At 63.7% G+C, this 22,962-nt stretch carries 27 protein-coding genes; 9 read left to right on the top strand and 18 right to left on the bottom strand.

The features are described 5' to 3' along the window. Window positions 1-214: 214 nt before the first annotated feature. The gene (locus tag ACODSR_RS20160; RefSeq protein ID WP_489078346.1) at window positions 215-1,702 is read left to right on the top strand and encodes a lipopolysaccharide biosynthesis protein; all 1,488 of its coding nucleotides are present in this window, start codon (window positions 215-217) and stop codon (window positions 1,700-1,702) included. Between the two features lie 134 nt (window positions 1,703-1,836). On the opposite strand, the gene ACODSR_RS20155 is transcribed toward ACODSR_RS20160, so the two are convergent. After that, window positions 1,837-2,265 (bottom strand): CBS domain-containing protein, encoded by a 429-nt coding sequence (locus tag ACODSR_RS20155; RefSeq protein WP_217672555.1) that lies wholly within the window; start codon window positions 2,263-2,265, stop codon window positions 1,837-1,839. 71 nt (window positions 2,266-2,336) lie between these two features. On the opposite strand from ACODSR_RS20155, the gene ACODSR_RS20150 reads away from it, so the two are divergent. Together ACODSR_RS20150 and ACODSR_RS20145 are read left to right on the top strand one after the other, a co-directional pair. Next, window positions 2,337-2,636, top strand: coding sequence for a hypothetical protein (locus ACODSR_RS20150; protein ID WP_489078345.1), 300 nt, complete (start codon window positions 2,337-2,339; stop codon window positions 2,634-2,636). Continuing rightward, window positions 2,629-3,006 carry an acyl-CoA thioesterase gene (locus tag ACODSR_RS20145; protein WP_489078344.1) on the top strand — a complete coding sequence of 126 codons (378 nt, stop codon included), beginning with the start codon at window positions 2,629-2,631 and terminating at the stop codon, window positions 3,004-3,006. The genes ACODSR_RS20150 and ACODSR_RS20145 overlap by 8 nt, the downstream gene beginning before the upstream one ends. Window positions 3,007-3,009: 3 nt before the next feature. Here ACODSR_RS20145 and ACODSR_RS20140 read toward each other — a convergent pair whose 3' ends face one another. From ACODSR_RS20140 to hisS, 6 genes are all read right to left on the bottom strand, one after another. Beyond that, window positions 3,010-4,518 (bottom strand): DUF4139 domain-containing protein, encoded by a 1,509-nt coding sequence (locus ACODSR_RS20140; RefSeq protein ID WP_489078348.1) that lies wholly within the window; start codon window positions 4,516-4,518, stop codon window positions 3,010-3,012. Window positions 4,519-4,661: 143 nt separating this feature from the next. Next, on the bottom strand, window positions 4,662-6,062 hold the full coding sequence (locus ACODSR_RS20135) for a DUF4139 domain-containing protein (RefSeq protein ID WP_489078343.1): 1,401 nt from the start codon (window positions 6,060-6,062) through the stop codon (window positions 4,662-4,664). Window positions 6,063-6,187: 125 nt separating this feature from the next. After that, complete coding sequence (locus ACODSR_RS20130) at window positions 6,188-7,126, bottom strand: DUF4167 domain-containing protein (protein ID WP_489078342.1); 939 nt, start codon at window positions 7,124-7,126, stop codon at window positions 6,188-6,190. A gap of 299 nt (window positions 7,127-7,425) precedes the next feature. Next, window positions 7,426-8,238, bottom strand: a complete 813-nt coding sequence (prmC, locus tag ACODSR_RS20125; protein WP_489078347.1) for a peptide chain release factor N(5)-glutamine methyltransferase — start codon at window positions 8,236-8,238, stop codon at window positions 7,426-7,428. Window positions 8,239-8,362: 124 nt separating this feature from the next. Further along, window positions 8,363-9,454: a peptide chain release factor 1 gene (gene prfA / locus ACODSR_RS20120; RefSeq protein ID WP_489078341.1), complete on the bottom strand. Its 1,092-nt coding sequence runs from the start codon at window positions 9,452-9,454 to the stop codon at window positions 8,363-8,365. Beyond that, on the bottom strand, window positions 9,454-10,794 hold the full coding sequence (gene hisS / locus ACODSR_RS20115; protein WP_489078340.1) for a histidine--tRNA ligase: 1,341 nt from the start codon (window positions 10,792-10,794) through the stop codon (window positions 9,454-9,456). Before hisS ends, prfA begins: the two co-directional genes overlap by 1 nt. 139 nt (window positions 10,795-10,933) lie before the next feature. Here hisS and ACODSR_RS20110 point away from each other — a divergent pair, with 139 nt between their 5' ends. The 3 genes from ACODSR_RS20110 to ggt all read left to right on the top strand — a co-directional run bounded on the left by ACODSR_RS20110 (window position 10,934) and on the right by ggt (window position 15,434). Further along, window positions 10,934-12,865 carry a M61 family metallopeptidase gene (locus ACODSR_RS20110; protein WP_489078339.1) on the top strand — a complete coding sequence of 644 codons (1,932 nt, stop codon included), beginning with the start codon at window positions 10,934-10,936 and terminating at the stop codon, window positions 12,863-12,865. A gap of 37 nt (window positions 12,866-12,902) precedes the next feature. Next, on the top strand, window positions 12,903-13,442 hold the full coding sequence (gene ppa / locus ACODSR_RS20105; protein ID WP_489078338.1) for an inorganic diphosphatase: 540 nt from the start codon (window positions 12,903-12,905) through the stop codon (window positions 13,440-13,442). A gap of 291 nt (window positions 13,443-13,733) precedes the next feature. Continuing rightward, window positions 13,734-15,434, top strand: a complete 1,701-nt coding sequence (gene ggt / locus ACODSR_RS20100) for a gamma-glutamyltransferase (RefSeq protein ID WP_489078336.1) — start codon at window positions 13,734-13,736, stop codon at window positions 15,432-15,434. Window positions 15,435-15,534: 100 nt separating this feature from the next. On the opposite strand, the gene ACODSR_RS20095 is transcribed toward ggt, so the two are convergent. From ACODSR_RS20095 to ACODSR_RS20050, 10 genes are read right to left on the bottom strand one after another with little or no spacing between them, the layout of a single operon-like run. Continuing rightward, window positions 15,535-16,032, bottom strand: coding sequence for a hypothetical protein (locus tag ACODSR_RS20095; RefSeq protein ID WP_489078335.1), 498 nt, complete (start codon window positions 16,030-16,032; stop codon window positions 15,535-15,537). A gap of 52 nt (window positions 16,033-16,084) precedes the next feature. Beyond that, the gene (locus ACODSR_RS20090; RefSeq protein ID WP_489078334.1) at window positions 16,085-16,516 is read right to left on the bottom strand and encodes a SufE family protein; all 432 of its coding nucleotides are present in this window, start codon (window positions 16,514-16,516) and stop codon (window positions 16,085-16,087) included. 51 nt (window positions 16,517-16,567) lie between these two features. Beyond that, window positions 16,568-16,801, bottom strand: coding sequence for a hypothetical protein (locus ACODSR_RS20085; RefSeq protein WP_217672546.1), 234 nt, complete (start codon window positions 16,799-16,801; stop codon window positions 16,568-16,570). 28 nt (window positions 16,802-16,829) lie between these two features. Further along, window positions 16,830-17,081, bottom strand: coding sequence for a hypothetical protein (locus ACODSR_RS20080; RefSeq protein WP_489078333.1), 252 nt, complete (start codon window positions 17,079-17,081; stop codon window positions 16,830-16,832). A 24-nt stretch (window positions 17,082-17,105) separates the two neighbouring features. Continuing rightward, window positions 17,106-17,417, bottom strand: coding sequence for a hypothetical protein (locus ACODSR_RS20075; protein ID WP_489078332.1), 312 nt, complete (start codon window positions 17,415-17,417; stop codon window positions 17,106-17,108). 24 nt (window positions 17,418-17,441) lie between these two features. Beyond that, a complete protein-coding gene (locus ACODSR_RS20070; protein WP_489078331.1) occupies window positions 17,442-17,732 on the bottom strand; it encodes a hypothetical protein in 291 nt (96 codons plus the stop codon). A 51-nt stretch (window positions 17,733-17,783) separates the two neighbouring features. After that, window positions 17,784-18,164 (bottom strand): envelope stress response membrane protein PspC, encoded by a 381-nt coding sequence (gene pspC, locus ACODSR_RS20065; protein WP_006953513.1) that lies wholly within the window; start codon window positions 18,162-18,164, stop codon window positions 17,784-17,786. A 1-nt stretch (window position 18,165) separates the two neighbouring features. Next, the gene (pspB, locus tag ACODSR_RS20060) at window positions 18,166-18,447 is read right to left on the bottom strand and encodes an envelope stress response membrane protein PspB (RefSeq protein WP_006953511.1); all 282 of its coding nucleotides are present in this window, start codon (window positions 18,445-18,447) and stop codon (window positions 18,166-18,168) included. 4 nt (window positions 18,448-18,451) lie between these two features. Beyond that, window positions 18,452-19,132: a phage shock protein PspA gene (gene pspA / locus ACODSR_RS20055; RefSeq protein WP_489078330.1), complete on the bottom strand. Its 681-nt coding sequence runs from the start codon at window positions 19,130-19,132 to the stop codon at window positions 18,452-18,454. Window positions 19,133-19,173: 41 nt separating this feature from the next. Beyond that, on the bottom strand, window positions 19,174-19,347 hold the full coding sequence (locus ACODSR_RS20050) for a hypothetical protein (RefSeq protein WP_217672543.1): 174 nt from the start codon (window positions 19,345-19,347) through the stop codon (window positions 19,174-19,176). Window positions 19,348-19,521: 174 nt separating this feature from the next. Between ACODSR_RS20050 and pspF the strand changes: the two genes are divergently transcribed. Further along, complete coding sequence (gene pspF / locus ACODSR_RS20045; RefSeq protein ID WP_489078329.1) at window positions 19,522-20,544, top strand: phage shock protein operon transcriptional activator; 1,023 nt, start codon at window positions 19,522-19,524, stop codon at window positions 20,542-20,544. Window positions 20,545-20,681: 137 nt separating this feature from the next. Here the strand turns inward: pspF and ACODSR_RS20040 are convergent, their stop codons facing one another. After that, the gene (locus ACODSR_RS20040) at window positions 20,682-21,560 is read right to left on the bottom strand and encodes a 3-hydroxyacyl-CoA dehydrogenase NAD-binding domain-containing protein (RefSeq protein WP_489078328.1); all 879 of its coding nucleotides are present in this window, start codon (window positions 21,558-21,560) and stop codon (window positions 20,682-20,684) included. A 170-nt stretch (window positions 21,561-21,730) separates the two neighbouring features. Here ACODSR_RS20040 and ACODSR_RS20035 point away from each other — a divergent pair, with 170 nt between their 5' ends. Together ACODSR_RS20035 and tolQ are read left to right on the top strand one after the other, a co-directional pair. Beyond that, complete coding sequence (locus ACODSR_RS20035; protein WP_294137013.1) at window positions 21,731-22,201, top strand: YbgC/FadM family acyl-CoA thioesterase; 471 nt, start codon at window positions 21,731-21,733, stop codon at window positions 22,199-22,201. Then, entirely contained in the window at window positions 22,198-22,905 is a 708-nt protein-coding gene (tolQ, locus tag ACODSR_RS20030) for a protein TolQ (RefSeq protein WP_489078327.1), read from the top strand. The genes ACODSR_RS20035 and tolQ overlap by 4 nt, the downstream gene beginning before the upstream one ends. The last annotated feature ends 57 nt before the right edge of the window (window positions 22,906-22,962 follow it).

Below are 22,962 nucleotides of genomic sequence, written 5' to 3'. Positions count from 1 at the left end.
CCCGCCCCGATACCTAAGTGCCGAGGGAATGGCGTCCAACCATAGTGGCGACCGTGCCGAACGCTCCCATTAGGCAGCGCCCCGTCCGGTGAACAGCCCTCTAGGCCCGACCTCCCGACCCGTCAAATGCTTTTTGCAATTTTGTTTCAGAAATTTTTGGCGTTTGCTGTCTAGACGGGGCAGACGGCCATCATGGCCATGGGTGATTAAGAGTATGAGTTTGCAGGATGCCGACGCGGACGACGCGGGTTTCGGCGCACGCATCAGGAGCGCGATTTTCTGGCGTTCGGGCAGCCAGATCCTCTCGCAGATGATGAGCTGGGTGGTGACGCTGGCGGTCATTCGCTTGCTCGATCCAGCCGATTACGGCCTGTTCGCGATGACCCAGGTGATCTTGAATTTCGCGACCTTCCTCAACGGCTATGGACTGGTCAGCGCCCTGGTGCAGTCGGACAAGCTCGATTCGCACCGGTTGCGGCAGGCCTTCACCATCATGCTGCTGTTGAACGGCACGCTGGCGCTGCTCCAGCTGGGAATCGCCCCCATTGCCGCCGACTATTATGACCAGCCGATGGTCGCCGACCTGCTGCGGGTGCAGGCTTTGCTTTACCTCTCCACCCCCTTCATTTCGATTCCCGAAGCGATCATGGGACGCGCGCTTGATTTCAAGCGGCCCGCCTTGGTCAATCTGATCGCGGCCTTTGCCTCCGCCGCCGTGGCGCTGGTGGGTGCCTTGTCGGGCTGGGGTGTGTGGACATTGGTGTTCGCGCCGATCGCGGGCTTCTGGGTCAAGGGGCTGGGCTATGTGCTGGCTACGGGGTTCCGGCCCATTCCCACCTTCGACTTTCGCGGCACCGGCGCGATGGTCGCCTATGGCGCGTCGCTGCTGGGCGGACAGTTGTTCTGGATCGTCCAGAGCCAGGCTGATATCTTCATCGGCGGGCGCGTGCTGGAGCCGCATCAACTGGGCCTCTATGCCGAAGCGCTGTTCCTGACCCAGATTTTCGTCAGCAAATTCATCCCGCCGCTCAACGATGTCGCCTTTCCCGCTTACGCGCGGATGCAGAAAGACCCATCGCGCGTCGCCTGGTCCTTTTGCAAGGCGGTGCGGTTGCTGCTGCTCATCTCCTGCCCCGTCTATCTGGGCATGGCGGTGACCGCCGAGCCGCTGGTCGAAACATTGTTCGGGGCGAAATGGCTGGAAATGGCCCCCTTCGTCGCTGTGCTGGCGCTGGCCATGCCGTTCATGACCTTGCAGGTGATGTTTGCGCCGGTCAGCAATGCGCTCGGCCGTCCCGGCACGACCGCGCGAATCGCGGGTGTCGGCGCGGTGCTGATGCCGGTCGCCTTCCTGATCGGCATCACCTTCGGCGCGATCGGGCTGGCCTGGGCCTGGCTCGGTGCCTTTCCGATCCTGACGATCGTGACGGCGCGACTGGCAGGCGCGCCGATGGGATTGCGCCTGAGCGACCTGGCGCGTGCCGCTGCGCCGGGTCTGGGCTGTGCCATCCTGATGGCGGGCGTGGTGCTGGCGGTGGACCGGATTTTGCCACCGCTGGCCGCGCCGGTTCGGCTGGCCGTGCTGGTGCCGGCGGGCGGCATCGCCTTCCTCGCCGCCCTAATGTTGTGCGCACGCGGGACACTGATGGAACTGATCGCTTTGGTGATTCGCCGCGCGCCGCCGGTTCAGGCTCCCGCCTGAGTCTGGTTCGAAATGCGCGAAAGAGCGCATTTCGGTTTCGGCACCGCCCCACACCCCCACCCGACCTCCCATTCAGGATACGCTCTGTGGGAGGTCGGGTGGGGCCGGTGCGGATGCGCCAAAGGCGCATATCCTCAAGCCGTCTGGATATAGTCGCGCAGCGCCGCCGCTTCCGATTCGATGCGGTCGATGCGGAACTTGACCAGATCGCCGATCGAGATCAGCCCGATCAGTTCGCCATCGACCACGACGGGCAAATGGCGGATACGCCTTTTGGTCATCAACGACAGGCCCGACATCACCGGCGTCTGGTCGTCAATGGTGATGGCCGGGGCCGTCATCACGTCGGAAACGGGACGCTCCAGCGCCGCTGCGCCCTCTGTCGCGACGCGATAGACGAGGTCGCGTTCGGAAAATATCCCGACCACCTGCCCATCATCCACCACCGGCACGCAGCCAATCCGCCGCTCCGCCAACAGCGTCACCACGGACAAAACGCTGTCGGTCGATCGCACCTGGATGACGTCGCGCCCCTTGCCCTGCAATATTGCCGCGATGGTCATGACCGCTCTCCTTCCTTGGACATTATGTCTCGATGCTTGATGATCACATTTTCGTAGGCCAAAGAAAAGGGATGACACGCAAACAAGCGCTCGATGACCCGCAAATTGCCGCCACCGCCTGGGCGCGGTTTCGCCGCATCATGCTCTGGATGGCAGCGGGTGGCGCCCTCTGCGTAATCGCGTCGCTCATCTTCCTGCGGCTGTGGGCCGGGCCGATGCCGATCCATATGGTGATCGCCACGATTTTAGGCGTGTGGTTGACCTTCATGCTGGGAACCGGTCTGATGGCGCTGGTTTTCCTGTCCAGCGGCACCGGGCATGACGAACAGGTGATCGACCGGATCAAGGATGAGGTGATCGTGAATGAGTGACTTCCGTGGCGAGGTTATCCTGCGTGTGGTGCCGCGACCGGCCGACATCAACACCAACGGCCATATCTTTGGCGGCTGGGTGCTGAGCCAGATGGATATTGCCGGTGGCATCGTCGCCGGGCGAATCGCGCAGGGCGCGGTGGCGACCGTCGCGATCGAGAGCATGAAATTCATCTCGCCCATCCTGATGGGCGATCTCGTGTCGGTCTATGCCCATGCCGAACGGCGCGGCCGCACATCGGTCGCGATACGGATCGACGTGGTGGCGACGCGCGGCGGCGGGGCAGAGACGGTGGATTTGACGAGCGGCGTTTTCACCTTCGTCGCACTGGACGAGAATCACCGGCCGCGGCCACTGCCCGACGCCTGAATATCAGCGCGGCAGGCGCTGAGTGTAGGCCAACTCCGCCTTGCCATTGGCGGGGACCGTCGCCCGCCAAATCCATCCATTGCCGCGCCGTTCCATATCCGTGGGGCGGGGCGTGATGTCGTGGGGGATCGTGATTTCGGCGGTGACGGCAAAGGGCCGGGCATTGCTGAGCGCGATCGTCCAGCCACGGCTTTTACGCGATGCCTGCACCTGCCGCACCGCGATACGGACGTCCGCACTCTCGGCCAGATCATAGTCGATCCGTTCCCCTTCTGCCTTGTCGCCGATGTCCACTTCTCCCGCGAGCAGACGCAAATCATCCATCTGCTCGAACACGGCCACCCGGCCCGATGGCATGGGCAGGCCAAGGCCGTCATCCTTGCGATTCTGTAGCCGCAGCCGCAGCGTCATCGGTCGGGATTCACTCCCGTCGAACCCGCCGATCGTCGCGGCATAGAGGCGCTCGACCTCCACGCCGGGCTGGCGCAGCAGCGCGACCTGCTTCTGGCTGTTGGCGGCGACCGTCACGGCCACGGGCACGCGGTAGAATTTAAGGTCGCCCAGATCCTCCCGCTCCGCCACGACCGGCGCGGGCGGCGGTGGTGGTGGGGGAGGCGGCGCCATCATCGCCCGTTCGGTGCGGCGATGGGCTGTCACCATGATCTCCTGCGCACCGTCCATCATCATCGCGGCTCGCGGCATATCCACCGGGAACAAGTCCCAGCGCGGATGGGTGCTGGTTGTATCCATCGGCCAGCAGGTGAGGCGCAGCGGGCCGCCGGTTGGCCGTGCCTGCGCCCTGCGCGACTGGCGATTGGGCTGCCCGGCGATGACGTTGAGCTGGGCGTCGGCAAAACCGGTGACGCCGCCATTGGCGACGGTCAGCCAGGCCATCAGGTCGAGCGTCCTGCCATCGCCCTTCATGTCCGCGACATAGGAAGCGGACCAGTCGAACCCTTCGGCCAGATAGGTGAGTTGCAGCGTCGCGCGGGTCGGCCGGTCGCTGGTGGCGATCACCGACAGGGTCGGGCGCGGCGACAGGTCTTTGGGCGCTTCTGCGTAAAGCATCCGTTCGGGCAGGCCACTGCACCCCAGCGCCTCATAACCCTGCGCGGTCTGGACGATCACGCCGCCGGTCGGCCCGGCGCTCAGGATCGCGTCCTGCTCGGTCACCCTGCCGGTCGTGCGATCTGTCCGGCGCAGGGTGACGCGGCGCTTGAGATAGGCATCGACCAGCCCGGCGGGCGACAGCAGCCGGGCATCGCGATTCTTCTCCCGCACGCCATGCGGCATACCGGAGAGAATGGCGGTTTCGGGCATCAGCCCTTCGGCTACGCCTTCAAAGCGGACGACCGACTCGCCCTGCGGCAGATCGACCGTGCGGGTTTCGGTGACCAGCGCATAGCCGCCCGGCCAGTTCCGGTCGATCGCCCCCGCGGCCCGGCCCGGCGCGCGATAGACGGTGACCGACACCGCATCGATCCGGGTGGAGATAACGGTATCGGCCTGCACTGGCGTAACGATAGCCCACAATAGCAGCGCCAAAAAACCCCGTATTCCCGCGAAGGCGGGAATCCAGTTCCGACCTTTCGACTGGATTCCCGCCTGCGCGGGAATACGCGCCCAATATCGCAAAAGCCGCATCGCGACCCGCTTCAATAGCGCGAATCGAAGGTGACGGTCAGGTCGACCGCGCCATTGGCCGGGACCGGCACGCTCCATTCCATCCGGTCGGCCGACACGCGCCGCCCTTCCATGCTTTGTGCGGTAACGCGCGTATCGCCCCACAACCCGCCCTGCGCCAGATCGACCGTCACCGCTTCGGGCCGGGCGTTGGTCAGCGTGTAGCGCATCCGTGTTTCCCAGCGCGACGCACCCTTTTTCGTGCGCTGTTCGACCGTTGGCCGGACCTTGACGTCGAACGCCTCACCGGTGCGCAGCGCCATCGATGATCCCATTGGCGTATGGTCGATGCTGTTTTCGCCGATGAATTGCGGGTCGCCGCGCGCATCGCGCATATAGACGCGGATGGTGCCGGCGGGCAGCTGATCGCCAAGCCCCCCCTGCTTCGATGTCGAGAATTTCAGCACACTCGACGCGCTCAGCGGTTCAGCCGAACTGCCCATCCAGGGATTGAGATATTCATAGGTCGCCCGTGCAGGCGCACCCTTCACATCCAGAAAGCTCACCTGTTTCTGTTGCGCGTTGGCAATCGTCGTGCGGCGCTCAAGCGGATAGAGATAATAGTCGCCCAGCCGTTCGCGCGGGCCGCTTTCCGTCCCCGCCTGATCGATCGCGCCGCTGCCAGACTGCCACCAATTGGTGCGCCCACCGCCATTGGCGGGATTGCCCGCGACCAAGATCGTGCGCGCATTGCTGAAGGTCGTGCCTGTATTGTTGGTCAGCGTCACCCAACCCTGCATGTCCATCGCGCCCTTGGCGGCGTCGAACAGCGCGACATAATCGGCGGTCCAGCCCAGATTGGGGGTGAGGTAGGACAGGCGGGTCGGCACCGCGCCGCCACGCGCCGCGTCCACCGTGACGGAGAGAGTCGGCTTGGCCCGCAAATTGGGCGGCACCCGGTCGAAGATGACGCGCACCGGCAGGCCATCGTCGCGCAGCACCTCGATCCGCACGCCGATCTGGAGGACGATGCCGCCATTGGCCGCGAGTATCTTGGCGCGCTCCCGCGTTTCCGCGCCGGTGGCGGGATTGGTGCGCACCAACGTCACCTCCTGCCCGACCGCCTTGTCCATCAGCTTGTCAGGCGACAGCAGGTCATAATCGAAATTCTGTTCGACGATCGCGATGCCGGGGCCGGACAGGGTGACGGTTTCAGGCCGGATGCGTGCCGATACGTCGGGAAATTCGATGCGGTTGCGCCCCGGCGTCATGGTCAGTTGCCTGTCATCCTGCACCAGCGACTGACCGTTATTGTAGATGGTGACCGCAACATCGCCCTGAGCCGAAGCGCTGGTCGGATCGGCGGCCCCCTGGGCCAGCGAAGCGACGGGAAGCGCGCACAGCAGCGGCGCAAACAGGCGAAGGGCTGTCATAGGGCAAGTCTCTCCCGGCATTGTCCACGCCTTGTGCCGCAAGCCGAGGAGATTGGGAAGCGGACACGAAAAAGGGGACGGTGCGCCGGGCACCGTCCCCTTTTCAACTCATATAGCGACGCGGCTTATTCAGCCGCTTCGCTAGTCGCGCGCGGACGGCGGGTGCGCTTTTTGGGCGCGTCCTCGCTGCCTTCGCTGTCATTATCGGCCCGCGCGATCGAGGGCGGCAGGATCGCCATGTCCAGACCGACAGGCGCTTGCTCGGCGGCTACATCGACGACCTTGCGCGGGCGACCGCGACGCGGACGGGGCGCTTCGGCTTCGGGCTGCGGCACGGGCGCGGCTTCCACCACCGGGACAGCAACCGGCGCGAGCGCGGCCTGTTCGGCCTGGGGCTGCGCTTCGGCAAAGACCGGACGGTCGCGACGCGGACGGTCGCGACGCGGGCCGCGATCCTCACGCCCGCGATCCTCTCGCACTTCGTCCTGACGGCGATTCTGGTCGCGCGGCGCATAGTCGCGCTGCGGACGATCGCCCTGTTCGCGCGGGGCGCGGTCATTGTCACGGGGCGCACGATCATAGTCGCGCGGTGCCCGGTCGTTATACTCACGCGCCGCGCGTTCGGCCTGCTCACGCGGCGCTCGGTCGGGCTGTTCGCGGGGGGTGCGATCATAGGAGGAGGAATCGGTGCGGAATTCGTCGACGCCGTCAGCGACGCCCTCGAAATCATCGCCATCCTCGTCGAAATTCTCGTCCGGGCGGCGGTGGCGCTGCGGCTGATTGGCCTGCTGCTCTTCCTGCCGGGCGCGATTGTCGGCCAGGACGCGGAAATAATGGTCGGCAAATTGCAGATAATATTCCGCATTCACCCGGTCGCCCGCCATCTGGGCGTCGCGCGCCATATTCTTGTATTTCTCAAGAAGCTGGGTCGCATTGCCACGGGCGCGATTGTCGATGCGGTTGCCGCTATCGCCTCCGCCCCGATTGCCACCACCATTGGGACGTCCGTTGTTATTATTGTTCCGGCCGCGATTGCGGCGACCGGCCTGCCGGTTGTTGATCAAGACATGATCCTTGCGTTCGCTGTCATCATATTGGCTGAAAACTCTGTTCCGTCGCCATCCCCAAGCACGGCCCGCACATCAGACCGGATACGGCTCCGCCGGGCATGGCCGGTTCAAAGGGCCAGTGCCTCAAGCTGCCAGCGGCGCCGGGCAGCAGCGCCGTCATGACTGTCAGGAGCGTAGAGAAAGGCCTTTTCTATCAATGGCCTGAACCGACCATATCACGAGATAGTGCCATCTCTGCCCTCGATGTAGAGGCTTTCGCCGGAGAAACCAAGCAATTTCCGCTTGTCACGCCGTTAATTGCGTTTTGCGACCAGGCAGCGGTCATGCCCGGCCAGGTCTTGCAGCGCCCGCGCGGTCAGCCCCGCATCGGCCAGCAGCGCGGAAACCGCGACCTTCTGGTCATAACCGATCTCGATCGCCGCCATGCCGCCCGGCGCGATCAGCCGGGGCAGGTCGGGGGCGATGCGGCGATAATCGTCCAGTCCCTCGACGCCCGCAAACAGCGCACTATCCGGCTCATGCAGCACATCGCCCGCCAGCGTGACGCTGCACGCGATATAGGGCGGGTTGATGAGGATCAGGTCGAACGGCCCGTCAATCCCCTGCGCCCAGTCGCCGGGGCGGAAGCTCGCGCGATCCGCCAGCCCCAGCCGATCGGCATTGCCCTGCGCGACCGCCAGCGCACCCGGCGAAGCATCGATGCCAAGCCCGTGGGCGTCGGGCCACTCGCTCAATGCCGCGAGCAGCAACGCACCGGAGCCGGTGCCAAGGTCGAGGATGGATTGCGGCGCACGCCCGGCGAAATGCGCGACCGCCGCCTCGATCAAAGTCTCGCTGTCCGGGCGGGGGATAAGGACGTCCGGGGTGACCGCCAAACTGATCGTCCAGAAATCGCGAAAGCCGGTAATATAGGCCACCGGCTCCCCGCCAAGCCGCCGATCAAGCAGCGCCGCAAAACCGGGCGGCACCGACAGGTCGCGCTGGCGCAGCAGCAAATCGTTGCGGGACAGGCCAAGGGCGTGGGCCATCAAAAGTTCGGCGTCCAGCCGCGGCGTGTCGCTGGCGACACCGAGTTGGACAGTGGCAGCGCGCAGGGTTTCGGGGATGGTCACAACGAAACCCCCTCCCTCTCAGGGAGGGGGTAGGGGGTGGGTGGCGAGCACAGCGAGCCTGCTACGCAGGCAACCCACCCCCGGCCCCTCCCTGAGAGGGAGGGGAGAAGAAGATTACTCACCCGACCCCATCCAGCTGCGCCAGCCGCGCCGCTTCATCCTCGGCGATCAGCGCGTCGATGACCTCTGCCAGCCCCGGCCCTTCGAGAATCTCCGGCAGGCGGTGCAGCGTCAGATTGATGCGATGGTCGGTGACGCGGCCCTGCGGGAAATTATAGGTGCGGATGCGTTCGGATCGGTCGCCCGATCCCACCATCGCCTTGCGCGCGCCGGCCTGTTCGCTCTGGGTGCGTTCGCGTTCCGCTTCGTAGAGGCGGGCGCGCAGCACCTGCATCGCCTTGGCCTTATTCTTGTGCTGGGACCGCTCGTCCTGCTGGATCACCACCAGCCCACTGGGCAAATGGGTGATGCGGACCGCCGAATCGGTGGTGTTGACGTGCTGGCCGCCAGCGCCCGACGCACGATATATGTCGATCTTCAGGTCGCCATCGGCGATCTGGACATCGACCTCCTCCGGTTCGGGCAGCACCGCGACGGTCGCCGCCGATGTGTGGATGCGCCCGCCGCTTTCGGTGACGGGGACGCGCTGGACGCGGTGGACGCCGCTCTCAAACTTCAGTTTCGCGAACACGCCGGTGCCGGTGATGGAGGCGACGACTTCCTTGTAACCGCCCGCTTCGGACGCATTGGCCGTCATCAACTCCATCTTCCAGCCGAGCGAATCGGCATAGCGCTGATACATGCGGAACAGGTCGCCAGCGAACAAAGCCGCCTCGTCCCCGCCGGTCCCGGCGCGGATTTCCAGCATCGCCGGGCGCGCATCAGCCGAATCGCGGGGCAGTAATTGCAGCGCCAGCGCACGCTCGGCGGCGGGCAACTGGCTCTTGAGCAGCTGCATCTCCTCCTGCGCCATTTCGCGCATCAGCGGGTCCGCATCCGCATCCACCCCGCCCGCCATATAATCGAGCGCGGCCAGTTCCTGCCGCAGGCGGCGCACTTCATGCGCGGCGCGGGCCACCGGCTCGATCTCGGCATATTCCTTCGACAGGCGCACAAACGCATCGGGCGGCAGATCGGCGCGCGTCATCGACGCCTGCACCTCATCCCGGCGCGCCTCAATCTGCGCGATGCGTTCGGGGGATATGTGCATTAGAGCCTTCCAAGTATCCGCCAACCAGTAGAGCCATTTGGCTGATCACTCATTGGCGATATTTGAAAAGCAGCCCCCAAAAGCGCTTCAACTCGATTGGCCAGAGGCATCACTTCATCCCGCCCCATGTTCCCAAATACAATTCTTAGATGAGCTAGCGCCTCAGGATTAATCGAATCTGAAACCTCCGCAATGAACGGAATATTCGCCTTCTTAAACTTCTGAAATGCTTTGTCTGGATTACGAAACGAGTACGGCGCTACCGTTGAAATTCCAGATTTTCTAAAACGAGATGCCAGTTCCAACGAAAAATCAAGTTGGCCAGAATTATTGGCTAGCATCCCAACCTGCGGAACTTCATTTTCTACGGGCTTTACAAGCATAGCCAACCGTTCAATCCCCGCAGCCCAACCAACAGCCGGTGTAGGCTTGCCACCCAGATTTTCGATCAGCCCGTCATAGCGACCGCCGCCCAGCACAGTGCCTTGCGCGCCCAGCCGGTCGGTGACGAACTCGAACGCGGTGTGGCGGTAATAGTCGAGACCACGCACCAGCCGCGCATTGCGTTCCCACGCCACGCCAGCGGCATCCAGCCCGCTCGTCACTTTCTCGAAGAAACTGCGCGCTTCATCGGTCAGATAGGCGTCGATGTCGGGCGCGCTGTCGGCGACGGGGCGGTCGCGCGGGTCTTTGCTGTCGAGGATGCGTAAGGGATTCTTGGCCAGCCGCTCGACGCTGTCCTCTGACAAGTCCCCGCGATGCGCCTCGAAATGGGCGATCAACGCGGCGCGCCAGCCTTCCCGACTTTCCGCGTCGCCCAGCGTGTTGAGCGTCAGCGTCACGCCATCATCGATGCCCAATTCTTTCAGCAACTGGTCGGCGAACACCAGCAATTCCACGTCCGCGCCCGGCTCCGCCGCGCCGATGATTTCGGCGTCGAGCTGGTGGAACTGGCGGAAGCGGCCCTTTTGCGGGCGTTCATAGCGAAACAATGGCCCGTGGGTTGCGACTTTGAGCGGCGCATATTGCTGCCAGCCTTCGGTGATATAGGCGCGGCTGATCCCGGCGGTGAATTCCGGGCGCAGCGTGATCGAATCGCCACCGCGATCCTCGAACGTGTACATTTCCTTCGACACGACGTCGGTGGATTCGCCCAGCGACCGGGCGAAAACCGCGGTGGATTCGAACACCGGCACTTCGACCCGCTGGAAGCCATAGAGTTTGCGCACCCGGTCAAAGGTCGCGATCACATGCGCGAAACGCTCCGCAAATGCGTCCGGGGTGCCGCCCAAAATGTCTTGCGTGCCACGAACCGGACGCGGAGTTTCGATTTTCGCCATGGGGATGGGCCTTTAGCTTCATTTCAGGCCAGGTGAAATGAATATTTGGGGCAGCACAAGGGGTGGACGGGGCTACGACACAACGCCATTGTGGCGGCATGAGGGCCGTCCGGCCCAGCCTGCATTTTCGGAGATGTTCATGATCCGCAGCCTTGCTGCCGCCCTGTTGCTGACAACGGGCCTTTCCCTGACAATCGCCAGCCCGCTTGCCGCGCAAGAGGCGATCCGGTCCAAGCCCACCGCTTTGCCGATCAACGATGCCAGTCCCGTGCCAAAGGACATCCCCTATCCCGGCGGCACGATAAAGCTGGAGGTCGACGCCAGCGACACGACCCAGCGCATCTTCCGGGTGAAGGAGACGATCCCGGTCGCGACCAGCGGGCCGATGACGCTGCTGATGCCGGAATGGCTGCCGGGCAACCACGCCCCGCGCGGCCAGCTGGAAAAGCTGACCGGCCTGACCTTCACCGCCGATGGCAAGCCCTTGAGCTGGAAGCGTGATCCGCTCAACGCCTACGGCTTCGTCATCGACGTGCCGCAGGGGACGAAACAGGTGGTCGCCCAGTTCCAGTTCCTGTCGGCGACGGTCGGCAATCAGGGCCGCGTCGTGGTGACGCCCAAGATGCAGAATATCCAGTGGGAAAGCGTCTCGCTCTATCCAGCGGGCTATTATACCCGGCAGATCCCAGTGCAGGCGACCGTCACCTATCCCGCCGGCTGGCAGGCCGCGACCGCGCTGCGGGGCAAGCGGACCGGCGACACCATCGACTATGACGTCATCGACTATGAAGCGTTGCAGGATTCCCCGGTCTTTGCAGGCCAGCATTTCAAGGCGGTGGATTTGGGGCAAAATGTCACGCTCAACATCGTCGCCGACGATGCCGATGAGCTGGTCTATACCCCCGACCAGATCGCCAAACACAAGAAGCTGGTCGCCGAAGCGGGCGCCCTGTTTGGCAGCTATCATTTCGACCATTATGATTTCCTGCTGGCCATCACCGACGAAATGGGCGGCATTGGCCTGGAACATCATCGCAGCTCGGAAAATCAGGTCGAGCCGGGCTATTTCAAGAAATGGAGCGATGGCGAGGCTTTGCTGGACCGCAACCTGCTGGCCCATGAATTCACCCATAGCTGGGACGGCAAGTTCCGCCGCCCTGACCTGCTCTGGACCCCCGATTTCCGCACGCCGATGCAGGATAATCTGCTGTGGGTCTATGAAGGCCAGACGCAATTCTGGGGCTATGTGCTGGGCGCGCGGTCGGGCTTGTTCACCAAGGCCGAGACGCTGGATGCCTATGCGCAGATCGCGGCCAGGCTGGACACGGCGGTCGGTCGGCAATGGCGGCCGATGGAGGATACCACCCATGATCCCATCATCTCCGCCCGCCGTCCCAAGGGCTGGGCCAGCTGGCAGCGGTCGGAGGATTATTATAATGAAGGGCTGATGATCTGGCTGGAGGCCGATGCGATCATCCGTAAACAGACCAAAGGCGCCAAGGGGCTGGACGATTTCGCCAAGGCCTTTTTCGGCGTGAAGCCTGGCGACTGGGGCCAGCTCGTCTATAATCGGCAGGACGTCATCAATACGCTGAACGGCGTCGCGCCCTATGACTGGGCGGGATTCTTCCAGACCTATGTGGATAGCCCGACCAGGGAAACGCCCAAGGGCGGCTTCACCATGGGCGGATACAGGCTGGTCTATGGCGACACCCCCAACGCCATTACCAAGGCGGCTGAAGGCACGAACAAGATGGTCGACCAGAGCTTCGGCATCGGCCTGATCGTCAAGAATGACGGCGAAATCAGCAGCGTCATCTGGGACAGCCCGGCGTTCAAGGCAGGTTTGGTAATCGGTGCCAAGATATTGGCGGTCAATGGCGACGAATTTTCCGCTGATGTGTGGAAGGCGGCGATCAAGGCCAAGGCGCCGATCCAGATCATCCTGAAACAGGATAAATATTACCGCACTTTGTCACTCGATTATTCGGGCGGGCTGCGCTATCCGCGCCTCGAAAAGACAGGAGAGGGTGAGGGCAGCCTCGACAGGCTGCTCCAACCGAAAACATAAACACCCGCTAATCTATCGTGCAGCAAAAGGCGTTTTCATGAACATCGAACTGATTCCCGTTGGCGACGATCCGCCCAACAGCCTGAACGTCATCATCGAAGTGCCCGTCGGCGGCGAGCCGGTGAAATATGAGTTCGACAAGGCGTCGGGCGCGCTGTTCGTGGACCGCATCCTGCACACGCCGATGCGCTATCCGGCCAATTATGGCTTCGTGCCGCACACGCTGTCGCCCGATGGCGATCCGCTCGACGCGCTGGTGATCGCGCGTTCGCCCTTCGTCCCCGGATCGGTCGTGCGCGCCCGTCCGATCGCGGTGCTGAACCTGGAAGATGAAGCCGGTGGCGACGAAAAGCTCGTCTGCGTGCCGGACAACAAGACCTTCCCCTATTATGCCGACATCAGCGAGAAGGATGACCTGCCCGGCATCGTGATGGAGCAGATCGAGCATTTCTTCACCCATTACAAGGACTTGGAAAAGACCAAATGGGTGCGGATCGGCACCTGGGGCGGTGCGGACGATGCCAAGCGCGTCACGCTGGAAGCGATCGAACGCTATCAGGCAGGCAAGAAGGCGTAACAGCCAGAGTCATGATTGCGACCAATCTCCCCTCCCCGGCGGGGAGGGGTCGGGGGAGGGGGAGCGAGGCGAAGCCGAGCGTCCACGCCGGCGGCAGCACACCCCCACCCAACCTCCCCCTCCAAGGGGGAGGGGTCTAGTGGCGCACAACCATGGCATTGATTTTAATAGATTTCCAAAGGCCGCGCGGGGCAACCTGCGCGGTCTTTTTCGTAGATGGCAGTCCGCCTGCGCGCCATTGGCCTCCCACAAAGGGTTGCAGCGGGCAACGCAATGCGTAGGGTGGCGGGCATGATCTTCCGCTCGTTCGGCCTGCTGGCCCCGCTCGCCCTCCTCGTCACATTGCCGCTGCCCGCCATCGCGCGCGAACCGGTGTCGACCAACGCCACCGTTTCCGCTGCCGATCCGCGCGCGGCGGCGGCGGGGCAGGAAATATTGCGCAAAGGCGGCAGCGCCACCGACGCGGCCATCGCGATGATGCTGGCGCTGAACGTGGTCGAACCGCACAATAGCGGCATCGGCGGCGGCGGCTTTCTGATGCACCATGACGGGCAAACCGGGGTGCTCGAATCGATCGACGGGCGCGAGGCTGCGCCAGCCGCCGCCCGGCCTGATCGCTTCATGGGACCGGACGGCCAGCCGCTCTCCTTCCGCAACGCCTGGCCGGGGGGCTATTCGGTCGGTGTGCCTGGCAATCTGCGCCTCGCATGGGACGCGCATAAAAAATGGGGCAAGCTGCCCTGGGCCGACCTGTTCGAGCCTGCGATCCGCGCGGCGCAGGACGGGTTCGAGGTGCGTCAGCGGCTCGACACCGCGATGAAGGCGGTGGCAGGCGTCTGGGCCGACTTCCCCGAAATTCAAAAATATTTCTGGATCGACGGCAAGCCCGCCCCCATGGGCACAATGCTGAAAAACCCGCCACTCGCCGCCCTGTTCAAGCGGATCGCGGCAGAAGGCCCGGACGCCTTCTACACCGGCGACAATGCCCGGTTGATGGCGCAGGCGGTCACCAACGCGCCTAAAAATCCGGTGCCGATGACGGAGGCGGACATTGCCGCCTATCAGACCAAATCGCGCAAGCCGGTCTGCGGAAAATATCGCGTCTATACCGTGTGCGGCATGGGTCCGGCATCGGCGGGCGGCGTCACCGTGTTGCAGATATTGGGCATGGTCGAACGCTTCCCGCTCAGCGCATGGGGCAAGGATGACCCGCGATCCTGGCATGTCATCGGCGAAGCGATGCAACTCGCCTATGCCGATCGCGGCACCTGGATCGGCGATCCCGATTTCGTCGCGGTGCCGATCGCTGGCCTGATCGACCCGGCCTATCTCAAGCAGCGCTCCGCCAGCATCCGCCTCAACAAGGCGCTGAACGATTATCAGCCCGGCACCCCGCCCGGCGCGCAGCCGCGCACCGCATCGCTGCCGCAGCCCGAAAGCGGCACCAGCCATTTCGTCGCGATCGACCGCAACGGCGACATTGCCGCCTGGACATCCACCATCGAAAGCTTTTTCGGCAGCCAACTGATCGCCAACGGCGTCATCCTGAACAATGAACTGACCGATTTCAGCTTCACCCCGCAAAAAGACGGCGCACCGGTCGCCAATGCGGTGGGACCGGGCAAGCGCCCCCTCTCCTCCATGTCGCCCACCATCGTCTATGACGCCAAGGGGACACCGATCTTCACCGTCGGCGCGGCAGGGGGCAAGACCATCATCATGCAGGTGGCCAAGGCGCTGATCGCCCATTTCGACTGGGGCCTGTCGGCGCAGGATTCGATCGCGATGGGCCTGATCTTCTTCAACGGCGACGGGCTGGTGCTGGAACAGGGGACCGGGCTAGAGGCGATGCAGGGACCGCTGGAGAAAATGGGCCATCGCGTCGCCGTCTCGCGCCTGGGCCTCAAAGCCAATGCCGCCGAACGTGCCGCCGACGGCCACTGGATCGGTGCCGCCGACCCGCGCAGCCCCGGCGTGTCGTTGCAGGAGTAAATCCGCATTCGTCACCCCAGCGAAGGCTGGGGTCTCTTTGCCTTCTTTGGCTCAGCACCGAAGAAAGGGAGATCCCAGCATCCGCTGGGATGACGATGATTTATGTAGCGCTCTTCAAATCCAACCCCGCGACGTTGAAAGCGAATGGCGCGGTCTGCTCCTTCGGCCCGGTAACCAGATTGACCGAAACCGTCTGCGCCTTGGCAATCACCTCATAGGCATTTTGCGACGGCATGATGGCGATCCCGTCCTTCGCGTCGGTCATCCGCCCCTTCCAGCGCAGCGGCTGGCCGCCATCGGCAATCGCGGTCACGGCGCAGTCGGACAGGTCGCACTGGAACGGCGCACCGACCAGCTTCACCGTCACGCTCTTCTCGCCATTGTCCATCGGCTGGACCAGCAGCACCGCGAAGGTATCCGCCGCCGTCATCGTCGGCACGGCATTGGCGCTGCCAATATAGGCAAGCTTGGGCTTGTCGCCCGACCCGGCCTCATATTTCCACGTCTGGCCGATCGTGTCGCGCTGGGTTGGCCCCTTGTCGCCGGACGAACAGGCCGCCAGCAGGCCGATGGCGGCGATGGCGATATAATGGCGCATGATTGAATCTCCTTGTCAGGAAACCCAACGCCGCAACTTGATCCAGGTTTCCTTAAGCGCTGTAGCGCGCGGCTGTATCGCGGATCAGGGCGATCATGTTGGGGATGCCCTGGGTCCGGTTGGAACTGAGCTGATTCTTGAGGTCAAACGGGGCCAGCGCGCCCTCTATATCCGCCGCGCCGATCGCTGCGGGACTTTTATCCTGCACGGTGAGCAGCACCAGCGCAATGATCCCCTTGGTGATCGCGGCATTGCTGTCGGCCAGGAAATGCAGCCGGCCCCCATTTTCCGAATCGGCTTCCAGCACGGTGGGATAAACCCACACGGCGGCGGAACAACCGCGCACCAGCGTTGCATCCGTCTTGAGCGCGTCGGGCATGGGTTCCAGCGCCCGGCCCAGATCGATCAGCAGGCGATAACGATCGTCCGCGTCGAGAAACTCATACTCATCGTAAATGTCGGCAAGGGCGCTGTGATCGGTCATGGCCGCCCATATAGGGGGATTTGCGCGGGTTGGAACCTGCCTCTTGGCCTTTTACAAATCCACGCCAGCGGCAATCGCTTCCAGCTTGCGGATGCGTTCTTTCAAGTCCGCAACCTCGATCCGCGCGGCGGCCGATGGCGGCGCGCTCGCTTCGCTGCGATGGCCAAGTTCCGCGCGCTTCAGCTCCAGCCAGCCGGTCCAGCCCCGTAAAGTGGCCATGGTGACGATGGAGAGGCCAGCCAGCCCGGCCAGCGCGATGGTCAGATAGAGAGTGGGGTCCTGCATGATAGCCTCCCTGTCCTGTGGGCCGCGCTCAATCGCGGTCCCGCAATTTCTCGAACTCGCGCTCCAGCGCGCTACTGCCGTCGGTGGCCAGGCGCTCCAGCACCGCGACGCGATCTTTGAGCGCTTTCACCTCGGCGCGCAGCCTGTCGGCTTCCGGGTCCGGCCCGCGGGCGATAAGCGCTTCGCCCTTGTCGCGGCGCACGACGCCATATTTGGCGCGGACGATGCTGGCGATGGCGGTAATCGCGACGATGGCGACAACCATTTCAAACGGTCCCATGATATTCCTCCCTTAGCTGCGCGCTCAGTTGGCCGGGCTGCGCAGCCGTTCGATTTCACGATCAAGCTGGTGGCTTTCGTCGGTGACGATCCGCTCGACCACGGCGAGGCGATCCTTCATCGACCCGATCTCGGCGCGCAGCTGGGCATTTTCCTGGCTCAGCAGCTTGATCCGCTCGACCATTTCCTCATTTTTCTGCGGATAGACCGCCTGGCCCCAGGCGCCGTCCAGCGGATAGCCATTCTTGACCCGCAGCCAGGTGGTGAACACCCAGCCGACGATCGCCAGCGACCCGACGGCAAAGATGACCGGCGCGAATTCTGCAAATGGAAACATATGTCTAACTCCCTTGCACCGCGCTCAGCGCAGTTCCTCTATGGCGCGCGCGGTGCGGGTGGCGGGATCGGTGGCGATCCTCTCCAGCACGGCGATGCGTTCCTCCAGGCGGCTGATGCGGCCCACCAGCTTTTCGTTTTCGCTGGAAAGAAGGTCGATTTTTCGACCAGCGTTGCTGTCGGTTCGATCAACGGTGCCGGTCCATTCATTTTCCACAGGATATCCGTGGCGGGCACGGACCCAGGTGGTGAACATCCAGCCCAAAGTCGACATGGCGATGATGGCCAGGACGAAGAAAGGTCCACCTAAATTCATGGATTTAACTCCCTGTTAGTCTGCCCCGGAGCTGCTCAGCCCGAAACCTCCTCAGCGCAGGCTGTCGATTTCGTCCGCCAGGCGCGTGTTGCGGCTGGTATAATAGATTTCGATGTCAGCCAGGCGGCGGTCGATGTCGCGGAATTTGGAGCGGACGTCGCGGGTGGAGCGGGTCGGGTTGGTCCGCACCCCCTGCCAGAATTTCTCGTCGTCCCGGTCAGAATACAGCCCCTTGGGCTTGTCATCGGCGAAATAGACGGCGGCGAAATAGGCGATCAGCGTCCAGGGGAAAGCCCCCATCAGGGTGATCAGCACCGCGCCGACACGGACCCAGACGACGTCGATCCCGCTATAGTCGGCGATGCCTGCGCACACGCCCGACCATTTGCCATTGGCCTTGTTGAGGTAGAATTTGGTGCGGCGGGCGGTCATCTCAGTTCCTCCGGTCGAAGCTGTAATCGTCATCGCTCAGGTCGGCATCGGGTGCCGGGCGGCGCGGACGGAAATCGGGGTTGTCGGCGGCGACGATCCGTTCGACCGTCACCAGCCTTTCTTCCAGACGGCGGGCGAGAAGGTGGAGTTCATCCAGCAGCTTCTCATCCTCGTCGGTGATCTTGGGCGCCTGCTTCCATTTGGTAACATAGTGGAAGATCAGCCAGGGCATACCGATGAACAACATGCCGCAGATCATGATGGGCAGAAATATGTCCTCCATGGCGTCAGGCTCCCCCGGTCTTATCAGCGTTCATGCTGGCCTTGAGCGCGGCGAGATCCGCATCCACCTTGTCGGCGGACTTCAGTTCGGCAATCTCTTCCTCCAGCGTCTTGGGCGTGCCGCCCAGCGCCATCGCATCGGCGCGACCTTCGGCCATGTCGACCCGGCTTTCCAGCATATCGAAGCGCGCAAACGCCTCGTTCACCTTCTCGCCGGCATAGGCTTCGCGCACCCGCAGGCGATTTTCCGCGCTCTGCATCCGGGTGACCAGGCTGTTCTGGCGGGCGCGGGCTTCGCGCAGCTTGCCTTGTAGCTTGGAGATATCCTCTTCGGCGGCTTTCAGCGCCTCGTCGAGCGTCTCGATCTCGTGGCTCAGATGCTCGGCCATGTCGGTCGCCTTCTGGCGCTCGACCAGAGCCGCCTTGGCCAGGTCCTCGCGGTCCTTGGACAGGGCCAGCTGCGCCTTTTCGGTCCAGCTGTCCTGCAAGGCGGTCAGCTTGGCGATGTGGCGGCGCATTTCCTTCTGGTCGGCGATGGTGCGGGCGGCGGACGCGCGCACCTCGACCAGAGTTTCCTCCATTTCCAGGATGATCATGCGGATCATCTTTGCCGGGTCCTCAGCCTTGTCGAGCAAGTCGGTGACATTGGCGGCGATGATGTCGCGGGTGCGGGAGAAAATACCCATCTGAACTTCACTCCTTATTTTATTCTTTGGGGGCGGCGACCTCAGGCCAGATAGCGCAGGGCCACAGGGGTCGTCTGACTGGCGAGCATCGGGGCTTCGCTGGCGCGGGCCGGGCCGACTGCTGACAGGATCAGGGTCGATCCGAACAGCAGGGCAGCCAAAGCAACCGACATCAGCTGGCCGATTTCGCGAACGCTGTTGTTGTTCTCTTCCATGATGATACTCCCTGAACCTTGGCCTTCATGATGTTCCGCTTGTGTTGGTGCGGATTGCCCCAAGCTATGCAGGGGCCGTGCCAATTTTGGAAAAGCGCCAATTTGCGCCATTCTCCAGAGCCGCACAAGAATATCCCTTGCCGAAAGGTGGGAAATTTCACCATAAGTTGGGCTATGGAGAAAAATACCCACTTTGTCGGGCAATCCTTCGCCTTTCTCGACGCGGTCGAGCTGGCCGGGCGCGCCGCCGAACTCAACCGCCCTGTGCTGGTGATCGGCGAACGCGGGACCGGCAAGGAACTGATCGCCGAGCGGCTCCATCACCTCTCCCCGCGCTGGGGGGAACCGCTGATCGTCATGAACTGCGCCGCCTTGCCCGAAACCCTGATCGAGGCGGAACTGTTCGGCCATGAACAGGGCGCCTTCACCGGCGCGAACCGCGCCCGCCCCGGCCGGTTCGAGGAAGCCGATGGCGGCACTTTGTTCCTCGATGAACTGGGCACGCTGTCGATGGCGGCGCAGGAACGGCTGCTGCGCGTGGTCGAATATGGCGAAGTCACCCGCATCGGCGCGTCGAAGCCACTGCGGGTGGACGTGCGGATCGTGGCCGCGACCAATGACGACCTGCCCGCCGCCGCCGAAGCCGGACGCTTCCGCCCCGATCTGCTCGATCGCCTGAGTTTCGAGGTCATCACCCTGCCCCCCTTGCGCGCGCGGGAGGGCGATATTCCGGTGCTGGCCGACCATTTCGGGCGGCGCATGGCGGCCGAACTTAACTGGCCGCAATGGCCGGGCTTCTCTGCCGTCTGCGCCGCGCAGCTGGAGGCGCATAGCTGGCCCGGCAATGTCCGCGAACTGCGCAATGTGGTCGAACGGGCCGTCTATCGCTGGGATGAGCCGGGCAAGCCGATCGACCGCCTGACCTTCGACCCCTTCGCCTCCCCCTGGAAACCCAGACCGCTGATGCCGAGCGCCGCCGCGCCTTCCGATAGCGCGCCCACAAGCGCCCCTGCTCCCTCGCTCGCCACCGAAACCATCAGCGACCTGAAAGCCGCGGTCGATGCGCACGAAGCCGCGATCATCCGCGCCGCGCTCGACCGCCACCGCTACAATCAGCGCGCCACGGCCAAGGGGCTGGGCCTGACCTACGACCAACTGCGCCATTGCATGAAGAAACATGGGCTGAGCGCGGGGTAAGCAGGTCCGATCCACCCAACGCCGTCATCCCAGCGAAGGCTGGGATCCATTCGGCGCTAGGCCGCATCGCAGACGGAGCGCCGAATGGATCCTGACTTTTGTCAGGATGACGGACAAATAGAAGACAATCTGCCCCCTCACCGCGTCGGCACAGGCTCCGCGCCCGAATAATCGTAAAAGCCGCGCCCGGTCTTGCGGCCATACCAGCCGGCTTCGACATATTTGACCAGCAGCGGCGCCGGGCGGTACTTCGGATCACCCGTCGTGCTGAGGAACACATTGAGGATTTCCAGCGCCGTATCCAGCCCGACAAAATCCAACAGCGTTAGCGGACCCATGGGGTGATTGAGGCCCAGCTTGCAGCCCATGTCGATATCGACCACGCTGCCCACGCCCTCGCCCAGCACGAACACCGCCTCGTTCAGCATCGGCAGGAGGATGCGGTTGACGACGAAGCCGGGCGCATCGAAGGCCTGCACCACCGTCTTGCCGATCCGGCCCGCAAAACCCTCGACCGCCGCAACCGTTTCAGGCGTGGTGGCAAGGCCGCGAATGACCTCGACCAGCACCATCACCGGCACGGGGTTGAAGAAATGCACGCCGACAAAGCGCCCCGCATCGGGCGCGGCCTGCGCCAGCCGGGTGATGGGAATGGACGATGTGTTGGTCGCCAGGATCGCATCCGCCGCCAGCAATGGCCCGACATTGGCGAAGATCGCGCGCTTGACCTCCTCCCGCTCGGTGGCCGCCTCAATCACGAGCTGCGCACCGGACAGCGGCGCAATCTCGCCCACCGGGGTGATCCGTGCAATCGCCTCGTCCGCGTCGATCTGGGCGATCTTGCCTTTCTCCACGCCGCGCGCCAGCAGGCGGATGATGCCGTCGCGGCCCTTTTGCGCGCGCGGCAGATCGACGTCCGACAGGATCACATCATAGCCCGCCTGCGCCGCGACCTGCGCGATCCCCGCGCCCATCTGCCCCGCGCCGATCACGCCCACCGTCTGAATATCCGTCATCCTGGCCTTCTCCCACATTCTGACTCGTGGCCAACTCCCTAGCCTTCACGCCGTCCGGGGACCAGAGGGGCATTGATGCGAAAATACACAGGCGACAAAATGCGCCTCCTGCGCGAGAAACCGACGTTTCCGCCTTTGCCTGATCGGTGCGCCATGGTTAAAAGCCGCTCATGCCCGTTTCAGACCAGATGCCCATGCCGGCGACCGGACGCTTTGTCGCTGCCGTGCATCATTTCCCGCTGCGCATTTATTTTGAGGATACCGACCTGTCGGGGCTGGTCTATCACGCCAACTATCTGCGCTATATGGAGCGCGCGCGGTCCGACATGCTGCGCCTGGCCGGGATCGACCAGCGCGCCGCGCATGACAGCGGCACCGGCGTCTATGCCGTCACTGACCTGCACATCCGCTACCGCCGCCCCGCGCGCCTCGACGATGACCTGATGGTCGTCAGCCGCGTGGTGCAGGTGGGCGCGGCCAGCTGCGCCATTCATCAATCAGTCATGCGCGCCGACGAACAGTTGACCGACGCTACCATATCGGTCGCCTGGCTGACGCCGCAGGGTCGCCCGCAACGGCAACCCAAAGCCTGGACCGACATTTTTAGCCGCCTTTGCCAAGGGGAAGATTTCCACCCATGACCCTCAACCTGCCAGACGTCGCCGCGGTGGCCGACGCCGCGACCATTTCCCCGCTTGCTTTGTTCCTTCAGGCCGACATCGTCGTGAAGGGCGTGATGATCGGCCTGCTGCTGGCCAGCATCTGGACCTGGGCGATCATCATCGGCTTTTCCGTCACGCTCCGCCGCGCCAGCAAGCATAGCAAAAGCTTCGAACAGGATTTCTGGAAAGCCGAGGATATCGACCGTTTCTATGAAGCGCGCGGCAAGGCGGACCAGCCCGCTGCCAAGGTGATGGCCGCAGGCGTCACCGAATGGCGGCGATCGACCGCGCAGAAGGTGATCGACCGCGACGGCACGCGCGACCGGCTGGCGACGACCATGTCCAGCACCATCGCGGCGGAAATCGACCGTCTGTCCGACCGGCTCAACATATTGGCGACGGTCGGGTCGGTCGCGCCGTTCGTCGGCCTGTTCGGCACCGTCTGGGGCATCATGCGCGCCTTCACCGCGATTGCCGCAGAACAGAATAGCTCACTCGCCGTCGTCGCGCCGGGCATTGCCGAAGCCTTGTTCGCGACCGCGATCGGCCTGTTCGCCGCCATCCCGGCGGTCATCGCCTACAACCGGTTCAGTCACGGCATCAACCGCATGGAATCGCGCCTGACCCGCTTTGCTGACGGCTTTTATGCGACATTGAGCCGCGAGTTGGAGGCCCAGCGGTGACAAGCGCGCATCACCCCCACCTCCGTTCGGTTCGAGCTTGTCGAGAACAATGCGCAT

The organism is Sphingobium sp. FG125, assembly GCF_057809795.1.
This window is presented reverse-complemented; position numbering and strand designations above follow the sequence as displayed.